This window comes from Streptomyces angustmyceticus, assembly GCF_040701845.1.
In the GTDB taxonomy this organism is placed as follows: domain Bacteria; phylum Actinomycetota; class Actinomycetes; order Streptomycetales; family Streptomycetaceae; genus Streptomyces; species Streptomyces angustmyceticus_A.
This window is the reverse complement of the sequence record NZ_JBFBHQ010000001.1, coordinates 674,204-690,910: the sequence shown is the minus strand read 5'-3', so window position 1 is coordinate 690,910 and position 16,707 is coordinate 674,204. Positions and strand designations below refer to the sequence as shown.

General features: G+C 74.7%; 14 protein-coding genes and 1 riboswitch. Of the genes, 10 read left to right on the top strand and 4 right to left on the bottom strand.

Annotated features, from left to right (window positions below; translation table 11 throughout):
* Window positions 1-100: 100 nt before the first annotated feature.
* A complete protein-coding gene (locus AB0411_RS02940) occupies window positions 101-1,579 on the top strand; it encodes a hypothetical protein (protein ID WP_366415629.1) in 1,479 nt (492 codons plus the stop codon).
* Between the two features lie 24 nt (window positions 1,580-1,603).
* On the opposite strand, the gene AB0411_RS02935 is transcribed toward AB0411_RS02940, so the two are convergent.
* Complete coding sequence (locus AB0411_RS02935) at window positions 1,604-1,861, bottom strand: hypothetical protein (protein ID WP_366415398.1); 258 nt, start codon at window positions 1,859-1,861, stop codon at window positions 1,604-1,606.
* 165 nt (window positions 1,862-2,026) lie between these two features.
* Between AB0411_RS02935 and AB0411_RS02930 the strand changes: the two genes are divergently transcribed.
* Window positions 2,027-2,566: a MarR family winged helix-turn-helix transcriptional regulator gene (locus AB0411_RS02930; protein ID WP_366415397.1), complete on the top strand. Its 540-nt coding sequence runs from the start codon at window positions 2,027-2,029 to the stop codon at window positions 2,564-2,566.
* 12 nt (window positions 2,567-2,578) lie between these two features.
* Here AB0411_RS02930 and AB0411_RS02925 read toward each other — a convergent pair whose 3' ends face one another.
* Window positions 2,579-3,775, bottom strand: coding sequence for a serine hydrolase domain-containing protein (locus AB0411_RS02925; RefSeq protein ID WP_366415396.1), 1,197 nt, complete (start codon window positions 3,773-3,775; stop codon window positions 2,579-2,581).
* Window positions 3,776-3,980: 205 nt separating this feature from the next.
* Here AB0411_RS02925 and AB0411_RS02920 point away from each other — a divergent pair, with 205 nt between their 5' ends.
* From AB0411_RS02920 to AB0411_RS02905, 4 genes are all read left to right on the top strand, one after another.
* Window positions 3,981-4,676, top strand: a complete 696-nt coding sequence (locus AB0411_RS02920) for an isochorismatase family protein (protein ID WP_366415395.1) — start codon at window positions 3,981-3,983, stop codon at window positions 4,674-4,676.
* A 264-nt stretch (window positions 4,677-4,940) separates the two neighbouring features.
* Window positions 4,941-5,324, top strand: coding sequence for a hypothetical protein (locus AB0411_RS02915; protein ID WP_366415393.1), 384 nt, complete (start codon window positions 4,941-4,943; stop codon window positions 5,322-5,324).
* A 133-nt stretch (window positions 5,325-5,457) separates the two neighbouring features.
* Complete coding sequence (locus AB0411_RS02910) at window positions 5,458-6,015, top strand: ATP-binding protein (protein ID WP_366415392.1); 558 nt, start codon at window positions 5,458-5,460, stop codon at window positions 6,013-6,015.
* Between the two features lie 797 nt (window positions 6,016-6,812).
* Window positions 6,813-8,870: a phosphocholine-specific phospholipase C gene (locus AB0411_RS02905; RefSeq protein ID WP_366415391.1), complete on the top strand. Its 2,058-nt coding sequence runs from the start codon at window positions 6,813-6,815 to the stop codon at window positions 8,868-8,870.
* 138 nt (window positions 8,871-9,008) lie between these two features.
* Here AB0411_RS02905 and AB0411_RS02900 read toward each other — a convergent pair whose 3' ends face one another.
* Window positions 9,009-10,220: a PucR family transcriptional regulator gene (locus tag AB0411_RS02900; protein ID WP_366415390.1), complete on the bottom strand. Its 1,212-nt coding sequence runs from the start codon at window positions 10,218-10,220 to the stop codon at window positions 9,009-9,011.
* Window positions 10,221-10,355: 135 nt separating this feature from the next.
* Between AB0411_RS02900 and lysA the strand changes: the two genes are divergently transcribed.
* Window positions 10,356-11,687 (top strand): diaminopimelate decarboxylase, encoded by a 1,332-nt coding sequence (gene lysA / locus AB0411_RS02895; RefSeq protein ID WP_366415389.1) that lies wholly within the window; start codon window positions 10,356-10,358, stop codon window positions 11,685-11,687.
* A gap of 86 nt (window positions 11,688-11,773) precedes the next feature.
* Here the strand turns inward: lysA and metE are convergent, their stop codons facing one another.
* On the bottom strand, window positions 11,774-14,098 hold the full coding sequence (gene metE, locus AB0411_RS02890; RefSeq protein ID WP_366415388.1) for a 5-methyltetrahydropteroyltriglutamate--homocysteine S-methyltransferase: 2,325 nt from the start codon (window positions 14,096-14,098) through the stop codon (window positions 11,774-11,776).
* A 156-nt stretch (window positions 14,099-14,254) separates the two neighbouring features.
* Window positions 14,255-14,471: riboswitch (cobalamin riboswitch) on the bottom strand.
* Window positions 14,472-14,611: 140 nt separating this feature from the next.
* On the opposite strand from metE, the gene AB0411_RS02885 reads away from it, so the two are divergent.
* The 3 genes from AB0411_RS02885 (at window position 14,612) to AB0411_RS02875 (ending at window position 16,696) form a co-directional block, all read left to right on the top strand.
* Complete coding sequence (locus AB0411_RS02885; protein WP_366415387.1) at window positions 14,612-15,670, top strand: aldo/keto reductase; 1,059 nt, start codon at window positions 14,612-14,614, stop codon at window positions 15,668-15,670.
* A gap of 146 nt (window positions 15,671-15,816) precedes the next feature.
* Window positions 15,817-16,215: a cupredoxin domain-containing protein gene (locus tag AB0411_RS02880; protein WP_366415386.1), complete on the top strand. Its 399-nt coding sequence runs from the start codon at window positions 15,817-15,819 to the stop codon at window positions 16,213-16,215.
* Between the two features lie 37 nt (window positions 16,216-16,252).
* Window positions 16,253-16,696, top strand: coding sequence for a hypothetical protein (locus tag AB0411_RS02875; RefSeq protein WP_366415384.1), 444 nt, complete (start codon window positions 16,253-16,255; stop codon window positions 16,694-16,696).
* Window positions 16,697-16,707: the final 11 nt, after the last annotated feature.

Genomic DNA, 16,707 nt, shown 5'->3' with positions numbered 1-16,707 from the left:
CGGGGAAATCTGACGGAACGATGACACCGCCGCCGCAGAGCGTCCGTTGCCGCCGGCCGGCGCCTAGCGTGCCGCTGTGACCTCCCGTGCGACCTCCCGTATGACTCCCGGTCCGGATCCCCGTCCGGAATCCGATCCGGGTCCCCGGCCGGCCTCTCCTCCGGCCCCCGGCGACCCCGCCGGCGCACTCCCCGCGGAACGCGCCGCGCACCGCCGCGATCTGGCGGCCGCCGCGACCGGCGCCCTCCTCGTCGTGGTGGCCGCGCTGGTCGGCACCGCCATCGAGCGCGCCGACGGCAGCCTGCACGTCAACTGGCCCCCGCTGTACGCCTCGTGGTTCCCGCACCTGGGACCCGGCACCCCCGCCGCGCTCGCCGTCGCCGTCATGGTGATCGTCCACGGACCGTCCCTCGCGGCCCGGTTGCCCTGGCGCCGCCTGGTCCTCACGGGCTGGGCCGCCGCCCTGCTCTGGACGGGGGCGCTGGCCCTGATCGACGGCTGGCGGACCGGTATCGCCGAGCGGCTCACCACCGCGTACGAGTACCTGACCGTCATCCGCCGCTTCGACGACGCGGGGGCGGCGCTGCGCGACTTCACCCACCACATCCTCAACAACGCGCCGGACCACTGGCCCGCCCATGTCGCCGGGCATCCACCGGCCGCCGTCCTCACCTTCGTCGGCCTGGACCGCATCGGCCTGGGCGGTGGCGGCTGGGCCGGCGTCTGGTGCATCACGGCCGGCACCTCCGCCGTGGCCGCGGTCCTCGTCGGGCTGCGCGCCCTCACCGACGAGGCCACCGCCCGCCGGGCCGCCCCCTTCCTCGTCCTGAGCCCGGCCGCCGTCTGGGTGGGCACCTCGGCGGACGGCTACTTCGCGGCCGTCGCCGCCTGGGCCCTGGCGCTGCTGGCCCTCGCCACCACCCGCCGCACCCTGCCCCGGTCACCGCGGGGCGGCGACCCCCTCCGGGCCGGCGCCGCCCTGGCCTCCGGCCTCCTCTTCGGCCTGACCTGCTACCTCTCCTACGGCCTCACCCTGATCGCGCTGATCGGCGCGGCGATCCTGCTGCTCACCCGCACCGCGCGCCCGCTGCCCCTGCTGGCGGCCGGGGCGCTGGCCGTCGCGGCCGCCTTCACCCTCGCGGGATTCCACTGGTGGGAGGGCTACCGGCTGCTCGTCGAGCGCTACTACCAGGGCGCCGCCGCGGTCCGCCCGTACGCCTACTGGGTATGGGGCAACCTCGCCTGCACCGTCCTGATCACCGGCCCGGCGACGGTGGCCGGTGTGCGCCGGACCCTGGCCGCGGCCCCCACCGCCCTGCGCGGGCTCAGCCCCTCCGCCGGCCCGCCGCGCGCCCCCGCCGCCCGGCTGACCGTCCTCGTGGCGGCCGTCCTGCTCGCCGTGCTGGTCGCCGACCTCTCCGGGATGAGCAAGGCGGAGACCGAGCGGATCTGGCTGCCGTTCGCCGTCTGGCTGCCGGCCGCCTGCGCGCTGCTGCCCGCACACCGGCACCGCCGGTGGCTGGCGGCCCAGGCCGCGCTGGCCCTCCTCCTCAACCACCTGTTGTACACCGGGTGGTGACGAGTCATCAGGAGGAGGCGGGGGTCAGGCGAGATAGGGGCGCGTCGAGTTGACCCGGCCGGGGCGCAGGATACGGATCGGGCCGAGGTTGCACGACGGGCAGTCGGTGAGGGTCAGCGGGGAGCGGACCCGGGCGCCGTGGGCGAAGTAGTCGGCACGCCGGTGGCCGGCCAGGTCCGTGGTGTGCCGGATCTCGTACTCCTCCTCCCAGCCGTGCCCGCAGTGCAGACAGACGAAGGAATAGGCCTCGTGAACCGTCTCGGTGTCCCGTTCCATGGTCATCACGCCCTCTCGGGCCCGTCGCGCTCGCGCCGGGCCGGATGCATGCCGCACTTCCCATTATTGCGCTCGGCAAGGGGGTTCGCGGGCCCGGATTCCGGTCCTCTCGATGACCTTCGAAAGGGCCCTCCACCAGGCGCGATGCCCTCGGCGGGTGTAAAGGGCGCCATGGGGCACGACGCGCAGCGCGCACCGCGGCGGGCCGGGGCGGCCGCGCCCGGCGAGGATCTCGATCATGACGTCGAGGAGGTCATCGCCGCGGTGCGGACCGCCTCCCGGCTGCTGGTCGGGATCTCCGCCCGCGCCCTCGGGCGGACGGCGCCCTCCCTCACCCTGCCCCAGCTGCGGGCCCTGGTGGTGCTGGACGGCCGGGGCCCGGTCAAACTCGCCGCACTGGCCGGGGCGCTGGGCGTCAACCCGTCCACCGCGATGCGGATGGTCGACCGGCTGGAGGCGGCCGGCAGCGTCACCCGGCGGACCAACCCCGGCAACCGCCGCGAGGTCGTGCTGAGCCCGACGGACGACGGCCGCCGCCTCGTCGGCCGGGTGCTGGCCGGCCGGCACACGGAGACCGCCGAGATCGTCGCCCGGCTGCCGCCCGCCCAGCGCACCGGGCTCATCGAATCCTTGCGCGCCCTCACCGACGCGGCCGGTGAACCTCCGGTGGTCCCGCGGCCGGCCCCGCCGCCCGAAGCGGCCGCTCCCTGACGGGCCGCCCCCTCACCGCCGGGTCTCCGCCAGGGCCCGGTACACCGCCCGGACCAGGCCGCGGTTGCGCGGATCGTCGCCCGTCGTGCCCCCGCCGTACTTGTTCATGGTGTACGCGAACGACAGCCGGTTCTCCGGATCGGCGAAGGCGAACGAGCCGCCCGCGCCACCGTGCCCGAACGCCCGCGGATTGGGGCCCGCCTGGCCCTGGTGGTTGAGCATGTAGCCCAGGCCCCAGCGGTGTTCGCGGCCCGCCGGGGCGAGCGCGTCCATCGTCAGATCACGCTCGCCCGGCAGGCTCTGCGAACGGCGCATCGCCTCCAGGGTGGCGGGCCCGACGAGCTCGCCGCCCGCCAGTGCGCCGTACACGGTCGCCAGCCCGCGGGCGCCGGCGTGGGCGTTGCCCGCCGGGATCTCGGCCGACCGGTAGGCGGCGCTGTTGACGTCGCCGGTGGGGATGGACGTCAGCGCCAGCATCACCACGGCCAGCGGATGGTCGGACAGCGCGCGGAAGGGCGGCCGGGGCACGCCGCCGGGGAACTGCGCCGCGAGCCGCGCCTCGTCCAGCTGCCCGACCATGTCCGCGCAGCGGGCGTGCTCCTCGGCGGGGGTGCCGATGAACACCCCGGCGCCCAGCGGCCCGGTGATCTCGCTGCGCAGGAACGCGCCGAGGGACTGCCCGGTGATCCGCCGGACGACCTCGCCCACCAGGTAGCCGAACGTCACCGCGTGGTAGCCCTGCGCGGTGCCCGGCTCCCACCACGGCGGGGCCGCCGCCAGGGCGGCGCACACCGCCTCCCAGTCGTAGGCGCACCCCGGGGGGAGCGGCTCACGGGGCGCGATCAGGCCGGCGCGGTGGCTGAGCAGCCAGCGCACGGGTATGTCCTGCTTGCCGGCCTGCCCGAACTCGGGCCAGTACCGCGCCACCGGCGCATCGAGGTCCAACTCGCCGCGGTCCACGAGAAGATGCGCGCACAGCGCGGTCATCCCCTTGGACGTCGAATAGACATTGACGAGGGTGTCGCGCTCCCAGGTGCGGGTCCCGGCGGCGTCCGCATGGCCGCCCCACAGGTCGACCACCGCCTCGCCGTCCACGGTCACCGCCACCGCCGCGCCGATGTCACCGTGCTCGCGGAAGTTCCGCTCGAACGCTTCCCGTACGCCGGCGAAGCCCGGCGCGCAGCGGCCGTCGACGGTGGCTGGTCCCATGGGTGACTCTCCTCGCGTCGTCCGTGTCCGGTCGTCCCCGTACTTCCGTACGTACCCCCGTACGCGCGTACGGCGTCCCGTACCGGATGATCCGTCCAGGCCGAGGCCCATGGCAATCACGGGGGCCCGGACGGCTCAGCGGCGCGTGTCCGGATTCCGTCCCGGCGGATGATCACCGGCCGGCCCGGCCCGCACCATGGTCCGTATGACTGCGCACCAGCCGATGACGGCCACGGTCGCCGGGACCGGGGCCGAGCCCGGGACCGGGACGGAGACCGCCGCCCCTGTCCCCGTCCCCGCCGCCGGGAGCACGCCCCCGGCCGGGGCAGCGGTCCGCCCCGTCGAGGCGCTGCTGCTCGTCGACCTCCAGACGGCGTTCGTCGCGGGCGACGAGGCGGTGCCCGACGCCGCGCGGGTGCTCGACCGGAGCCGTGACCTGCTCGCCCGGGCCCGCGCCGCGGGCGCCCTCGTCGTCCATCTGCAGAACGACGGCGCCCCCGGGACCGCCGACGAGCCGTACACGCCCGGCTGGCGGCTCCGGCTGCCCGTGGTGCCCGGACCCCGCGAGACCGTGGTCCGCAAGACCGAGGACGACGGCTTCGACGGCACCCCGCTCGGCGCCCTGCTCGCCGACGCGGGCGTCGAGGCGCTGGCACTGTGCGGGCTGCTCTCCGAGATGTGCGTGAGCGCCACCGCCCGTACGGCCCTGGCCCGCGGCTTCCGTGTCGTCCTGCCGCACGACGCGCACGCCACCTACGACATTCCCGCGGCCCCCGGCATCAGCGAGAGCGTGCCGGCCGCCCAGTCCTCCCGGGCGGCGGAGTGGGCCCTGGGGGACGAGGCCGAGATCGTCGCGCGGGCCGCCGAGGTCGCCTTCACCGCCGCCCCGCCCGGCGCGTGATCGTCACTCCGCGGCCCCGATCGTCTGCCGGCCCTCCCCACCCGGCCGCCGTGCGCCGAGGGTTCACCCGGGTGCCGAAGGGGCCCGGTCTTCGCGGTCGGCCGCACCCGGCCGGTCCGCGGGCCGCCCGCCGGGCCATCGGCTCCGGGGTGCGGCCGCGCCCCTGCACCCCCTTCGTGCGGTCTCCGGTCGCACACACCGGTCGGCCGGGCGAGCCTGGAAGCGTTCGGCTTCCGGAGGACGGCCGCAGAGGAAGGTCCCACAGTGAACAGCGCGAAACCGGCAGGCACGCAACACGTATCGGCCGAGGTGGTGGTGGAGCTGGAGAGCTGCGCGACGCAGGACGCGCACGCCGTCTTCAGCGCGCTGCGCACCTCGTTCAGCTCCGACCGGGCCGCGGACGACGTACCCGAGGAGGTCGCCGGGCCGGGCTCGACCGTGTGGACCTCGACGTTCGACGTGAGCGACCTCAAGTCGGCGGCCGAGCCCCGCCGGCTGACCGCCCCCGTCCTGGTCAGCCTCCAAGGCGGCTACTGGGCCGTCGACCAGCTGTGCAAGGGCCTGGAATCCGCGTTCACGGTGCATGTCCTCGGCACGGCCGCCGGCGACCAGGAGAAGGAGGTCGAGCTCCGGCTGGAGTCCCGATGATCTGTTGCGGAACCCGCCGCGCGGGGTCACCATGACAAATGACCCATACGTGATAAATGCTCACTCTTCGTGTTTCGGGGTTCGTTGGTCCAACGAGGTGAAGGGCGTGAGCCTCGCGGTGAGGAGCCACGACATGACACTTCCCAGCGACCGGCACTACACGGTCGAACTGCATGCTTCGGCGGAGCGTGTGCCGCAGATCCGGCGAATCCTCGCCGCGCACCTGCGGTACTGGGATCTCGAACTGCATATCCCGCCCGTATGCCGGGGAGTGGCGGAACTCCTGACCAACGTCCACCGCCATATCGGCCCGGACGCCAAGTGCGTCGTCGAGCTCCGCTGGAGCGGCCGCCACCTCACCGCGTCCGTCGCCGACGAGGGCCCGCGGCTGCCGAAACTGCTCTCGGCCGCCGGTGGCGGACTCGCCACGGTGGCGGCACTGAGCGACAGTTGGGGCACCTGCGGCACCCCGGACGGCAAGGTCATCTGGTTCACCCGCCGGGTCGAGGCGACCCGCAGGGCCCGGCTGACCAGCCGCACCCCGCTGCGCAGCGTGCCCGACGCGAAGAGCCAGCCGGCGGTTCCTCCGGCGGTTCCGGTCGAGCCGCTCGTCGAGCCCGTGCCCGAGGCCGCCGCGGCCACCGCTGCCGAGACCGCCCCGGCGCCGTCCTCCACGGCCGCGCTCGTCTGACGGTGTTCGCCTGACGGCGCTCGTCCGACGCCTCCCGGCCCGCGCTCGTCCGACGTTTCGCCTCCGGCGCGTCGAGGACACGTCGACGCGCCCTTCACCCACCCGACGCACCGGCGCCACCTGACGGAGCCGGCGAGGCGCCGACGCCCCTCCGTGTCACGCCCCGCCGGCGGGCCGCCGTCCGCCGGGCCTCCCACGGGCACCCCGTGCGCACCGTCGCCCGTGCCCGCCGCCGCCCGCGCTCCTGCCGGCCCGGCATGTCACGGCAGTTGAGGGCCGCACCGCCGCCGCGCCGCCGCCGGTGGCCCCGCGGCGCGCGGAGCTTCCTGCCGCCGTCCCCTCGGCCGCGCCGCGGCCGCCGCGCCGGACGGCGTCCGGCCGCGCTGCCGTGCCGAACGCCGTCCGGCCCCTGGTGTCCGGCCGCCGCTCACCGTAGCCTGGCCCCCGCGCCGTTGCCGGTGGGCGGTGCGCCGTCCGCTCGCTCCGCGCCGCGGTCTGCCCCGCGTTGCCCGGGTCGCTTCGCCCTGCCGCGAAGCCGTCCCGCTTCCGGCTGCCCGCGCCCGTGCCCCGGCCGCCGCCCGGCCCGCCGCGCCCGCCGCCGGAATCCTCGTGTGTCCCTCCTGGCCTGGGAGTTCGTCGTGCGTACGGCGATATGTCACGCCTGCGACACCCCCCCTTCCCCGCGCCTCGTTCCTCTTGGAACACTCTGCTGACGGTTTCCTCACGACCGTGCACCACCACACAGCAACACTCCCTGTTTCGCGCATTCCCCCACACGACATGAGGTCCCCAAAGCCATGCCTGAACTGAATCGGCGGCGTTTCCTCCAGATCGCCGGTGCCACCGCGGGTGTCTCGGCCCTGTCGAGCAGCATCGCCCGTGCCGCGGCCATCCCCGCCAAGCGACGCTCCGGCTCCATCGACGACATCGAGCATGTGGTCGTCCTGATGCAGGAGAACCGTTCCTTCGACCACTACTTCGGCTCGATGAAGGGCGTACGCGGCTTCGGCGACCCGCGCCCGCTCATCCTGGAGAACGGGAAGTCCGTCTGGCACCAGCCCGACGGCTCCCAGGACGTCCTGCCCTACCACCCGGACGCCGAGAACCTCGGCATGCAGTTCATCGAGGGCCTCGACCACGAGTGGGCGGGCGGCCACAAGGCCCGGAACGACGGCAAGTACGACAACTGGATAGCCGCCAAGTCCGCCGGGACGATGGCGCACCTGACGCGCAAGGACATCCCGTTCCACTACGCGCTCGCCGACGCGTTCACCATCTGCGACTCGTACCACTGCTCGTTCATCGGGGCGACCGACCCCAACCGCTACTACATGTACACGGGCCACGTCGGCAACGACGGTTCGGGCGGCGGCCCCGTCCTCGGCAACGAGGAGGCGGGCTACAGCTGGACGACGTACCCGGAGCGGCTGGAGAAGGCCGGGATCTCCTGGAAGTTCTACCAGGACATCGGTGACGGCCTGGACGCGAACGGCAAGTGGGGCTGGATCGAGGACGCCTACCGCGGCAACTTCGGCGACAACTCGCTGCTCTTCTTCAACCAGTACCGCGACGCCAAGCCCGGCGACCCGCTCTACGACAAGGCCCGCACCGGCACCAACGCCAAGGCGGGCGACGGCTACTTCGACCGGCTCAGGGCCGATGTGAAGGCCGACAAGCTGCCCCAGGTCTCCTGGGTGGCCGCCCCCGAGGCCTTCTCCGAGCACCCCAACTGGCCCGCGAACTACGGCGCCTGGTACGTCTCCCAGGTGCTGGACGCGCTCACCTCCAACCCCGAGGTGTGGAGCAAGACCGCCCTGCTCGTCACCTACGACGAGAACGACGGCTACTTCGACCACGTCCTCCCGCCGTTCCCGCCGGGCTCCGCCGACCAGGGCCGGTCGACCGTGGACACCTCGCTCGACTACTTCGGCGGCAACGCCAAGTACGCCGCCGGCCCCTACGGCCTCGGCCAGCGCGTCCCGATGATCGTGGTCTCCCCCTGGAGCACCGGCGGCTACGTCTGCTCCGAGGTCTTCGACCACACCTCGATCATCCGCTTCCTGGAGCGCCGCTTCGGGGTGCACGAGCCCAACATCTCGCCCTGGCGGCGGGCCATCTGCGGCGACCTGACCTCGGCCTTCGACTTCGGTCTGGAGAACACCAAGCCCGCCGAGCTCCCGGCCACCGACGGCTTCCGGCCGCCGGACAACGAGCGTCACGACAGCTATGTGCCGAAGCCGCCGGCCAACCCCGTCCTGCCCAAGCAGGAGGCGGGCTCCCGGCCGTCCCGTGCGCTGCCGTACGCGCCGCTCGTCGACGGTGCCGCCACCCCCTCCACCGGGCGCTACACCCTCACCTTCAGCGGTGGCGACAAGGCCGGCGCCTGCTTCACCGTCACCGGCGGCAACCGCACCGACGGCCCCTGGACGTACACCACGGAGGCCGGCAAGAAGATCTCCGACACCTGGAACACCGCGTACTCCAAGGACACTTACGACCTTTCGGTGTACGGCCCGAACGGATTCCTGCGCTCCTTCAAGGGCGACGGCAAGAAGGCGGGACCCGAGGTGACCGCCCGCCACGACGCGCGGACCGGCCGCGTCGCCCTCACCATGACCAACCACGGCAGCACCGACTGCCACCTCACCGTCACCCACGCCTACGGCGGGGCGAGCGAGACCTACCCCGTCCGTGCGGGCGCCACCGTCACGAAGCAGGTCGACCTGCGCGCCAGCAAGCGCTGGTACGACCTGTCGGTCGTCTCCGACACCGACAGCACCTTCCTGCGCCGGTTCGCCGGCCATGTGGAGAACGGTGAGCCGGGCGTGAGCGACCCGGCGATCATCACGGGCTGAGGCGGCGGACGGCGCACGCCGTCCCCCCCGGCCTCCTCCGGTACGGGGCACCCGCAGGTCCGGCGGGTGCCCCGTACCGCGTTCCCCGGGCCGGCCGCGGGCGTACGCGTCCGGCCGCCGTCGGCGGCCCCCGCCCCGTCAGCCGGTCAGCCGCAGTTGCAGCCAGCACGAGAGCCGCACGTCCGGCTGCTCCAGGTCGATCCCGAACAGCTCGTGGGCGCGGCGCAGGCGGTACTTGAGGGTGTTGGGGTGGACGGACAGGCGCCGCGCGGCCTCGCCGACATTGCCGGTCGCCTCCAGCCAGGCCAGGACCGACGCGGCGTAGTCGGTGCGGCGGGCGCGGTCGTGCTCCCGCATGGCCTCGATACCGGGGTGGCGCAGCCGCGGCCGGCGGTCCAGGGCGTCGGCGCAGTGCAGCAGCAGGACCTGGGCGTGGACGTCGCCGAGCGCCGCGACGCGGGGGGCGCGGTCGTCCGCGGTCGTCACCCGGAGGATGTCGTCCACCTCCGCACGCAGCGCGGGCAGTTCGGCGGGGTCGTCGGCGGGGCGGCCGACCGCGCAGCGCAGCGGCGTGTCCAGGGTGCGGCCGAGCGCGGCCACGGCCTGCTCGGCCAGCCGGCGGGCCTCGTCCGGGCCGGTGCGGGGCAGCAGGGCGTAGACCGTGCGGCCGACGGTGGCCACGGCCGCCTCGGCGTGCACCGCGGCCCAGTGCCGGGCGGCAGCGGCGTCCAGGCGGACCGCCGCCGGGCCCGTCCGGTCGGGGCCGCCGGCGGCCGGGGCACAGCCCAGGAGCGTCAGCCGCGCGTGCTCCGGCAGACCGAGCCGGCAGCGGATCTCCTGGGCGCTGCCGTCGCCCCGCAGCGCCGCCCGCAGGCTGTCCTCGCGGGCCCGCAGGTCGAGTTCGGCCGAGCTGCGGCGGCGCAGCATGTGCAGCGCGGCGAGCCGGGCGCCGTCCAGCAGTGCCCGGTCGCCGGCCGCGTCGAGCCGGGTCCCGCCCTCGATCGCCCAGATGGTGCCCAGCGGCAGCTCGCCCGCGCGGACCGCGGCCGCGGCGCGCGGCAGCTCGTCGCCGGACAGCACCGGCAGCCGGACCACGCCGGGCGCGTCCAGCACCTCGCGGTACTGGCGCCGCTGCTCGGGATCGTCGGGCACCCGCCGGTCCAGGATGCCGCGGCGGCGCAGGTCGTCGATCCGCTGGCCCGGCACCGACGAGTACGCCAGCACCCGGTGGTCGAGGTCCTCGATCGCCACCGAGCCGCCGATCACCGCGGCCACGGCATTGGCCAGCGCGAACAGCTCCTCGCTGGTGCCGCCGAGGCCGGGCGCGTTCGGCGAATCCGTCAAGTCCACGGTCGGACCCTAGGCGATCGCGCCAACGACGGGAAAGGGGAGGCGCACCAGCATGGTGCGGAGCCGATCCGGGGCCGGGCCCGGTGGGCGCGCCGTGCGCCCCCTGCCCCGCCCGCCCCAGCAAGGAGCACCCCCATGGCCCTGGCGACCACCGCAGCGGCGCCCGTCCCCCCGTCGCCCGACGCCCTGCTGGGCCTGTTCCCGCCCGGCACCACGACCGCCCCGGACGGCGGGCTGCGCATCGGCGGATGCCCGGTGACGGAGCTGGCGGCGCGCCACGGCACCCCCGCGCTGCTCGTCGACGAGGGCGCGCTGCGGGACCGGGCCGGCCGCTACGCCGACGGTCTGGCCGCGCGCCGCCCGGACGCGATGGTGGCCTTCGCCTCCAAGGCCTTCCCGTGCACCGCCGTCTACCGGCTGCTCGTCGAGGAGGGCCTCGGCGTCGACGTCGCCGGCGGCGGCGAACTGGCCCTCGCCCTCGCCGCGGGCACCGACCCGGCCCAGGTGATCGTGCACGGCAACGCCAAGACGGAGAGCTACCTCCGGGCCGCCGTGGAGGCCGGCGTGGGCCTGATCGTCATCGACAACTTCGACGACATCGACCGGCTGGAACACCTCATGGCGCAGGCCCCCGGGCCCCGTCCTCGCGCGCAGGGGGTCCTGGTCCGGGTCACTCCCGACGTCCGTCCCGACACCCATGAGGCGGTCACCACGGGCCAGCGCGGATCGAAGTTCGGTCTGCTGCTGCCGCAGGCGCGCGAGGCGATCGCCCGGCTGCGCGCGAGCTCCCGGTTGCGCCTGGACGGCCTGCATGTGCACATCGGCTCGCAGATCCTCGACACCGAACCCTTCGTCCGGGCCGTGGCGGCGGTGGCGGAGCTGGGCCGGTTCCCGGTGTACGACCTCGGCGGCGGGCTGGGCGCCCGCTACACGTACGACGACCGGCCACCGACCGTCGAGGCCTACCTCGACGCGCTGACCGCCGCGGCCGACGAGCTGTTGCCGGCCGGCGCCCGGGTCATCATCGAGCCCGGCCGGTCCCTGGTCGCCGAGTCCGGCGTCTCGCTCTACCGGGTGGTGACGGTCAAGCGGTCCGGCGGCGAGACCTTCGTGGCCGTGGACGGCGGGATGGGGGACAACCTCGAAGTTCCGCTGTACGGGCAGCGGTTCGAGGCGGCGGTGGCCACCCGGGTGCGCGCCCCCGCCGACGGGGCGCCCGGCGAACGGTGCCGGGTCGTCGGCCGGCACTGCGAGTCCGGCGACGTGCTCAGCGCGGGCGTGTACCTGCCCGACCCGCGGCCGGGCGACCTGATCGCCGTCCCGGTCACCGGCGCGTACACCTACTCCCTCGCGAACAACTACAACGCGGCCCGCCGCCCGCCGGTCGTCTTCTGCCGCGACGGCCGCTCCCGCCCCGTCGTACGACGCGAGACCTACGCGGACCTGATGCGCCGCGACCTGCCCTGACGGGCCGCCCGGCCCTGGCCCCGGCCCAGGCCCCGGACACGGGCCGGGCCGGCACCCCCGCGGGCGCCGGCCCGGCCCGCCCGCCGTCAGGAAGCCGGGCCCGGCAGGCTCCCGCGGACCTCGCGGGCCGCGGCGACCAGGTTCTGCAGGGCGGTCCGCACCTCGGGCCAGCCGCGGGTCTTCAGACCGCAGTCCGGGTTGACCCACAGCCGCTCGGCCGGAATGGCCTCGAGTCCCTTGCGCAGCAGGGCCGTTGCCTCCGCCACGCCCGGTACGCGGGGCGAGTGGATGTCGTACACGCCGGGCCCCACCTCGCGCGGGTAGCCGGCCGTGGCGAGCTCCGCGGCCGCCTGCATATGGGAGCGGGCCGCCTCCAGGCTGATCACATCGGCGTCGAGGTCGTCGATGGCCCGCAGGATGTCGCCGAACTCCGCGTAGCACATGTGCGTGTGGATCTGGGTGTCCGGGCGGACCCCGGCGGTCGTCAGGCGGAACGCCTCGGTGGCCCAGGCCAGGTACTCCGCACGCGCCGCGGTCCGCAGCGGCAGCGTCTCGCGCAGCGCCGGCTCGTCGACCTGGATCACCGAACTCCCGGCCGCCTCGAGGTCGTCGACCTCGTCGCGCAGGGCGAGCGCCACCTGCCGGGCGGTCTCGGCCCGCGGCTGGTCGTCGCGGACGAAGGACCAGGCGAGCATGGTGACCGGGCCGGTGAGCATGCCCTTGACCGGCCGGTCGGTGAGCGACTGGGCGTACGTCGTCCAGCGGACCGTCATCGGCTCGGGGCGGGAGACGTCCCCGGCCAGGACCGGCGGGCGGACGTAGCGGGTGCCGTACGACTGGACCCAGCCGTGCCGGGTCGCGAGGTAGCCGGTGAGCCGCTCGGCGAAGTACTGGACCATGTCGTTGCGTTCCGGCTCGCCGTGCACCAGCACATCGATACCGGCTTTCTCCTGGAAGGCCAGGACCTCCCGGATCTCGGCCGCGATGCGTTCCTCGTACCCGGCGGTGCCGATCCGTCCGGCCCGCAGGTCGGCGCGGGCGGTGCGCAGGTCGGCGGTCTGCGGGAACGAGCCGATGGTGGTGGTCGGCAGCAGCGGCAGCCCGAGGTGCGCGCGCTGGGCCGCGGCCCGCTCGGCGTACGGCTGCGAGCGGCGGCCGTCCGCGTCGGTGACGGCCGCGGCACGGGCGCGCACCGCCGGGTCATGGGTGAGTGCCGAACCGGCCCGGGAGGCCAGGTCGGCGCGGTTGGCGGCGAGTTCGGCCCCGATGGAGCCGGTGCCCTGCGCCAGCCCGCGCGCCAGCGTCACGATCTCCGCGGTCTTCTGCCGGGCGAAGGCCAGCCAGCGGGCGATCTGCGGGTCGATGTCGCGCTCGGCGGCGGCGTCCAGCGGGACGTGCAGCAGCGAGCAGGACGACGCCACATCGACCCGGTCGGCCAGGCCGAGGAGCGTCCCCAGGGTGGCCAGCGACTTCTCCAGCGGGTTGATCCAGACGTTGCGGCCGTCGACGACACCGGCGACCAGCCGCTTGCCGGGCACCCCGCCGACCGCCGCCAGATCCCCGAGATTGCCGGCCGCGGCACCGGTGAAGTCCAGTGCCAGCCCCTCGACGGGGGCCTTGGCCAGCACCGGCAGCGCCTCGCCCAGCCGGTCGAAGTACGAGGCGACCAGCAGCCGGGGGCGGTCCGGGAGGGTGCCGAGGTCGCGGTAGGCGCGGGCGGCGGCGTTCAGGACGGCGGGGGAGCGGTCCTGCACCAGGGCCGGTTCGTCCAGCTGCACCCAGTCGGCGCCGGCCGCCCGGAGGTCGGCGAGCACCTCGGCGTAGACGGGCAGCAGCCGGTCGAGCAGCGTCAGCGGATCGAAACCGGCCGCGACACCGGGCGCCGGCTTGGCCAGCAGCAGGTAGGTGACCGGCCCGACGAGGACCGGGCGGGCGGCCGCACCGAGCGCGAGCGCCTCGGTCAGCTCGGAGACCTGCTTGGCGGAGTCCGCGGCGAAGACCGTGTCGGGCCCCAACTCCGGCACCAGGTAGTGGTAGTTGGTGTCGAACCACTTGGTCATCTCCAGCGGCGCCACGTCCTGGGTGCCGCGGGCCATCGCGAAGTACCCGTCGAGGGGGTCGGCGGCCACCGCGTCGCGGTGCCGGGCGGGGATGGCGCCGACCATCACGCTGGTGTCCAGGACGTGGTCGTAGTACGAGAAGTCGCCGGTCGGCACCTCGTGGACACCGGCCCCGGCGAGCTGCCGCCAGGTGTCGCGGCGCAGTTCGGCGGCGGTGGCGCGCAGGGCGTCGGCGTCGACCCGGCCCTTCCAGTAGCCCTCGATGGCCTTCTTCAGTTCACGGTTCGGCCCCTGGCGGGGGTAGCCGTGCACGGTGGCGCGTGCGGTCGCGGCCGCGGACGTGCTGGTCACGGAACTCTCCTTCGCGAGTATGTCTCCATGGACCCCGGGACGGGCCGAGGGCGCGAAGGAACGGCAAACCGGACGGACCCGGCGCATACGAGCCGGAGATACCCGTCCGATGTCCGCCGACCCGCCCTCGAGGTCACCGAGATCTCCCCGCGCACCGGTCGCGCGGGGGCACTGGCAGGTCTTCGGACTCATGAGCACGTCCGCCAAGGGCGGACACCTACTGGCCGTCGCTTCCCAGACCCGGCCGGGCCCAGTGCGTATGACGGCGGTCGTTCCCACTCACCGCTGCGGGGCAGTCCCGGATTCCCACCGGGTTCCCTCTTGCGACGCGCCTGCCTGGCGGGCAGGGCGAACCAGTTGCTCCGCACACACTAACCCCCGCCGTCAACGCCCCGCCCGGCCGATCCCCACCGGGCCGGATACGGCCGCCGCCGGGCCGCGCCTTGCGCTGGAGCGCGCTCCAGCTCCTAGCGTGAGCGCACCACCGGAGAGCTGCTGAGCGAAGGGAACCACGTGCGTTACACACTGTTCGGCAGGACCGGCCTGCGGGTGAGCGAGCTGAGCCTGGGCGCCATGACCATCGGCGACGACTGGGGCTGGGGCGCCGACAAGGACACCAGCGGCCGGATCCTGGACGCCTACGCGGAGGCGGGCGGCAACTTCCTCGACACCGCCAACAACTACACGAACGGCGCCTCGGAGCGGATCCTCGGGGAGCTGCTCGACGGCCGCCGGGACAGCTTCGTGCTGGCGACGAAGTACACCTGCGCCACCCGCAAGGGCGACGTGAACGCGGCGGGCAACCACCGCAAGAACCTGGTCCGGTCGGTGGAGGAGAGCCTCGGCCGGCTGCGCACCGACCACCTCGATGTGCTGTGGGTGCACGCACGGGACAACTTCACGCCCGTGGAGGAGGTGATGCGGGCGCTCGACGACGTGGTGCGGTCGGGAAAGGTGCTCTACATCGGGGTGTCCGACTGGCCGGCCTGGGAGATCGCGCAGGCCAACACCCTTGCCGAGCTGCGCGGCTGGACCGCGTTCGCGGGCTCGCAGCTGCGCTACAACCTGCTGGAGCGGACGCCGGAGCGCGAACTGCTGCCGCAGGCCCGCGCCTTCGACCTGGCCGTACTGGCCTGGGCGCCGCTCGCGGCCGGCCGGCTCACCGGCAAGTACCGCCGCGGCGAGCCGGGCCGGCGCGACGTCGTGGGCGAGGAGAGCCGGCGCGACCACAACGCGGAGGAGACCGTCACCGCGGTGCTGGAGATCGCCGAGCAGGGCGGCTGGAGCCCGGCGCAGGTGGCCCTGGCGTGGCTGCGCAGCCGGCCCGGCAACGTCATCCCGATCATCGCCGCCACCAAGGAGAGCCAGCTCCGCGACAACCTCGCCGCGGTGGACGTCACGCTGGACGCCGACGCGCTGGCACGGCTCGACCGGTGCAGCGCGGTACCGCTGGGCTTCCCGCACGACTTCCTGCGGGAGCCGGGCATCACCGAGAACGTCTACGGCGACCGAGGGGACCGGATCGTGGACCGCCGCTCCACCTACCGCCGCACGACGGACGGGATCCGCTGACGGGCCCGGTCCCGCCGCCCGTCCCGCCCAGCCCGCTACGCCGAACGCCGCCGCCCGGATGGCCGGGTGGCGGCGTCTGCGGTCTATTGAGGGGTGTGCGGCCTCGACGGGGCCGCACCGGCCGGACCGAAGGAGACGGACGCCCGATGAGGAAGACCGCCAGGACGGCCGTCGCCGCGGCCACCGTCGCCCTGTTCGCCGCGGGCGTCGGCGACTGCTCGAACCCCGGCGGCGGGACCGCCCCGTCGCGCTCCCGGACCCCCGCCCCACGCACCGGCACCGCCACACCGGCCGGCGCGCGCCTCACCATCAAGGACTTCACCTTCCGGCCGGCCAACCTGTCCGTACGGCCCGGTGCCACGGTCACCGCCGTCAACGAGGACTCCACCACCCACACGGTGACGGCCGGCGGCGCCAGGCTCTTCGACACGGGCAGCATCAAGCCGGGCCGGACCGCCACCTTCCGGGCGCCCGGACGGGCCGGCCGCTACACCTACACCTGCACGATCCACCCGTACATGAAGGCCACGCTCACCGTCCGCTGACCGGCCACCGCCGCTCACCGAGAGGCTTGGAGGAGCCGTGGCACCAGACCACCGCGCACCGCGGCGGCCCGGCCGGATCGCCCGCGATGCCGCACGGCTGCTGGCGGCGGCCGGCCTGGCCCTGGACGCCTACGTCCACGCCCGGCTCGCCGGCCGGTACGACGGGGTCACGGCGACCATCGGCCAGGGCATGCTCTTCCGCGTCGAGGCCGCGCTGGCCGCGCTCGCCGCCCTGCTCGTGCTGGTCTGGCGGCGGCCGGGCGGCGACACCTTCGCCTGGCTCGTCGCGACCGGCGGACTCGCGCTGCTGCTCCTGTACACCTACGTGGACGTCGGTGCGCCGGGCCCGCTGCCGGACATGTACGAACCGCACTGGAGCGCCGACAAGAAGCTCGCGGCCCTGGGCCAGGCCGTCGCCGTCCTGGCCACCGTCTTCCTGCTGCTCACCCGCACCCGCGGCCCCCGCAGGGACCGCCGGTGACGGACGGCCGC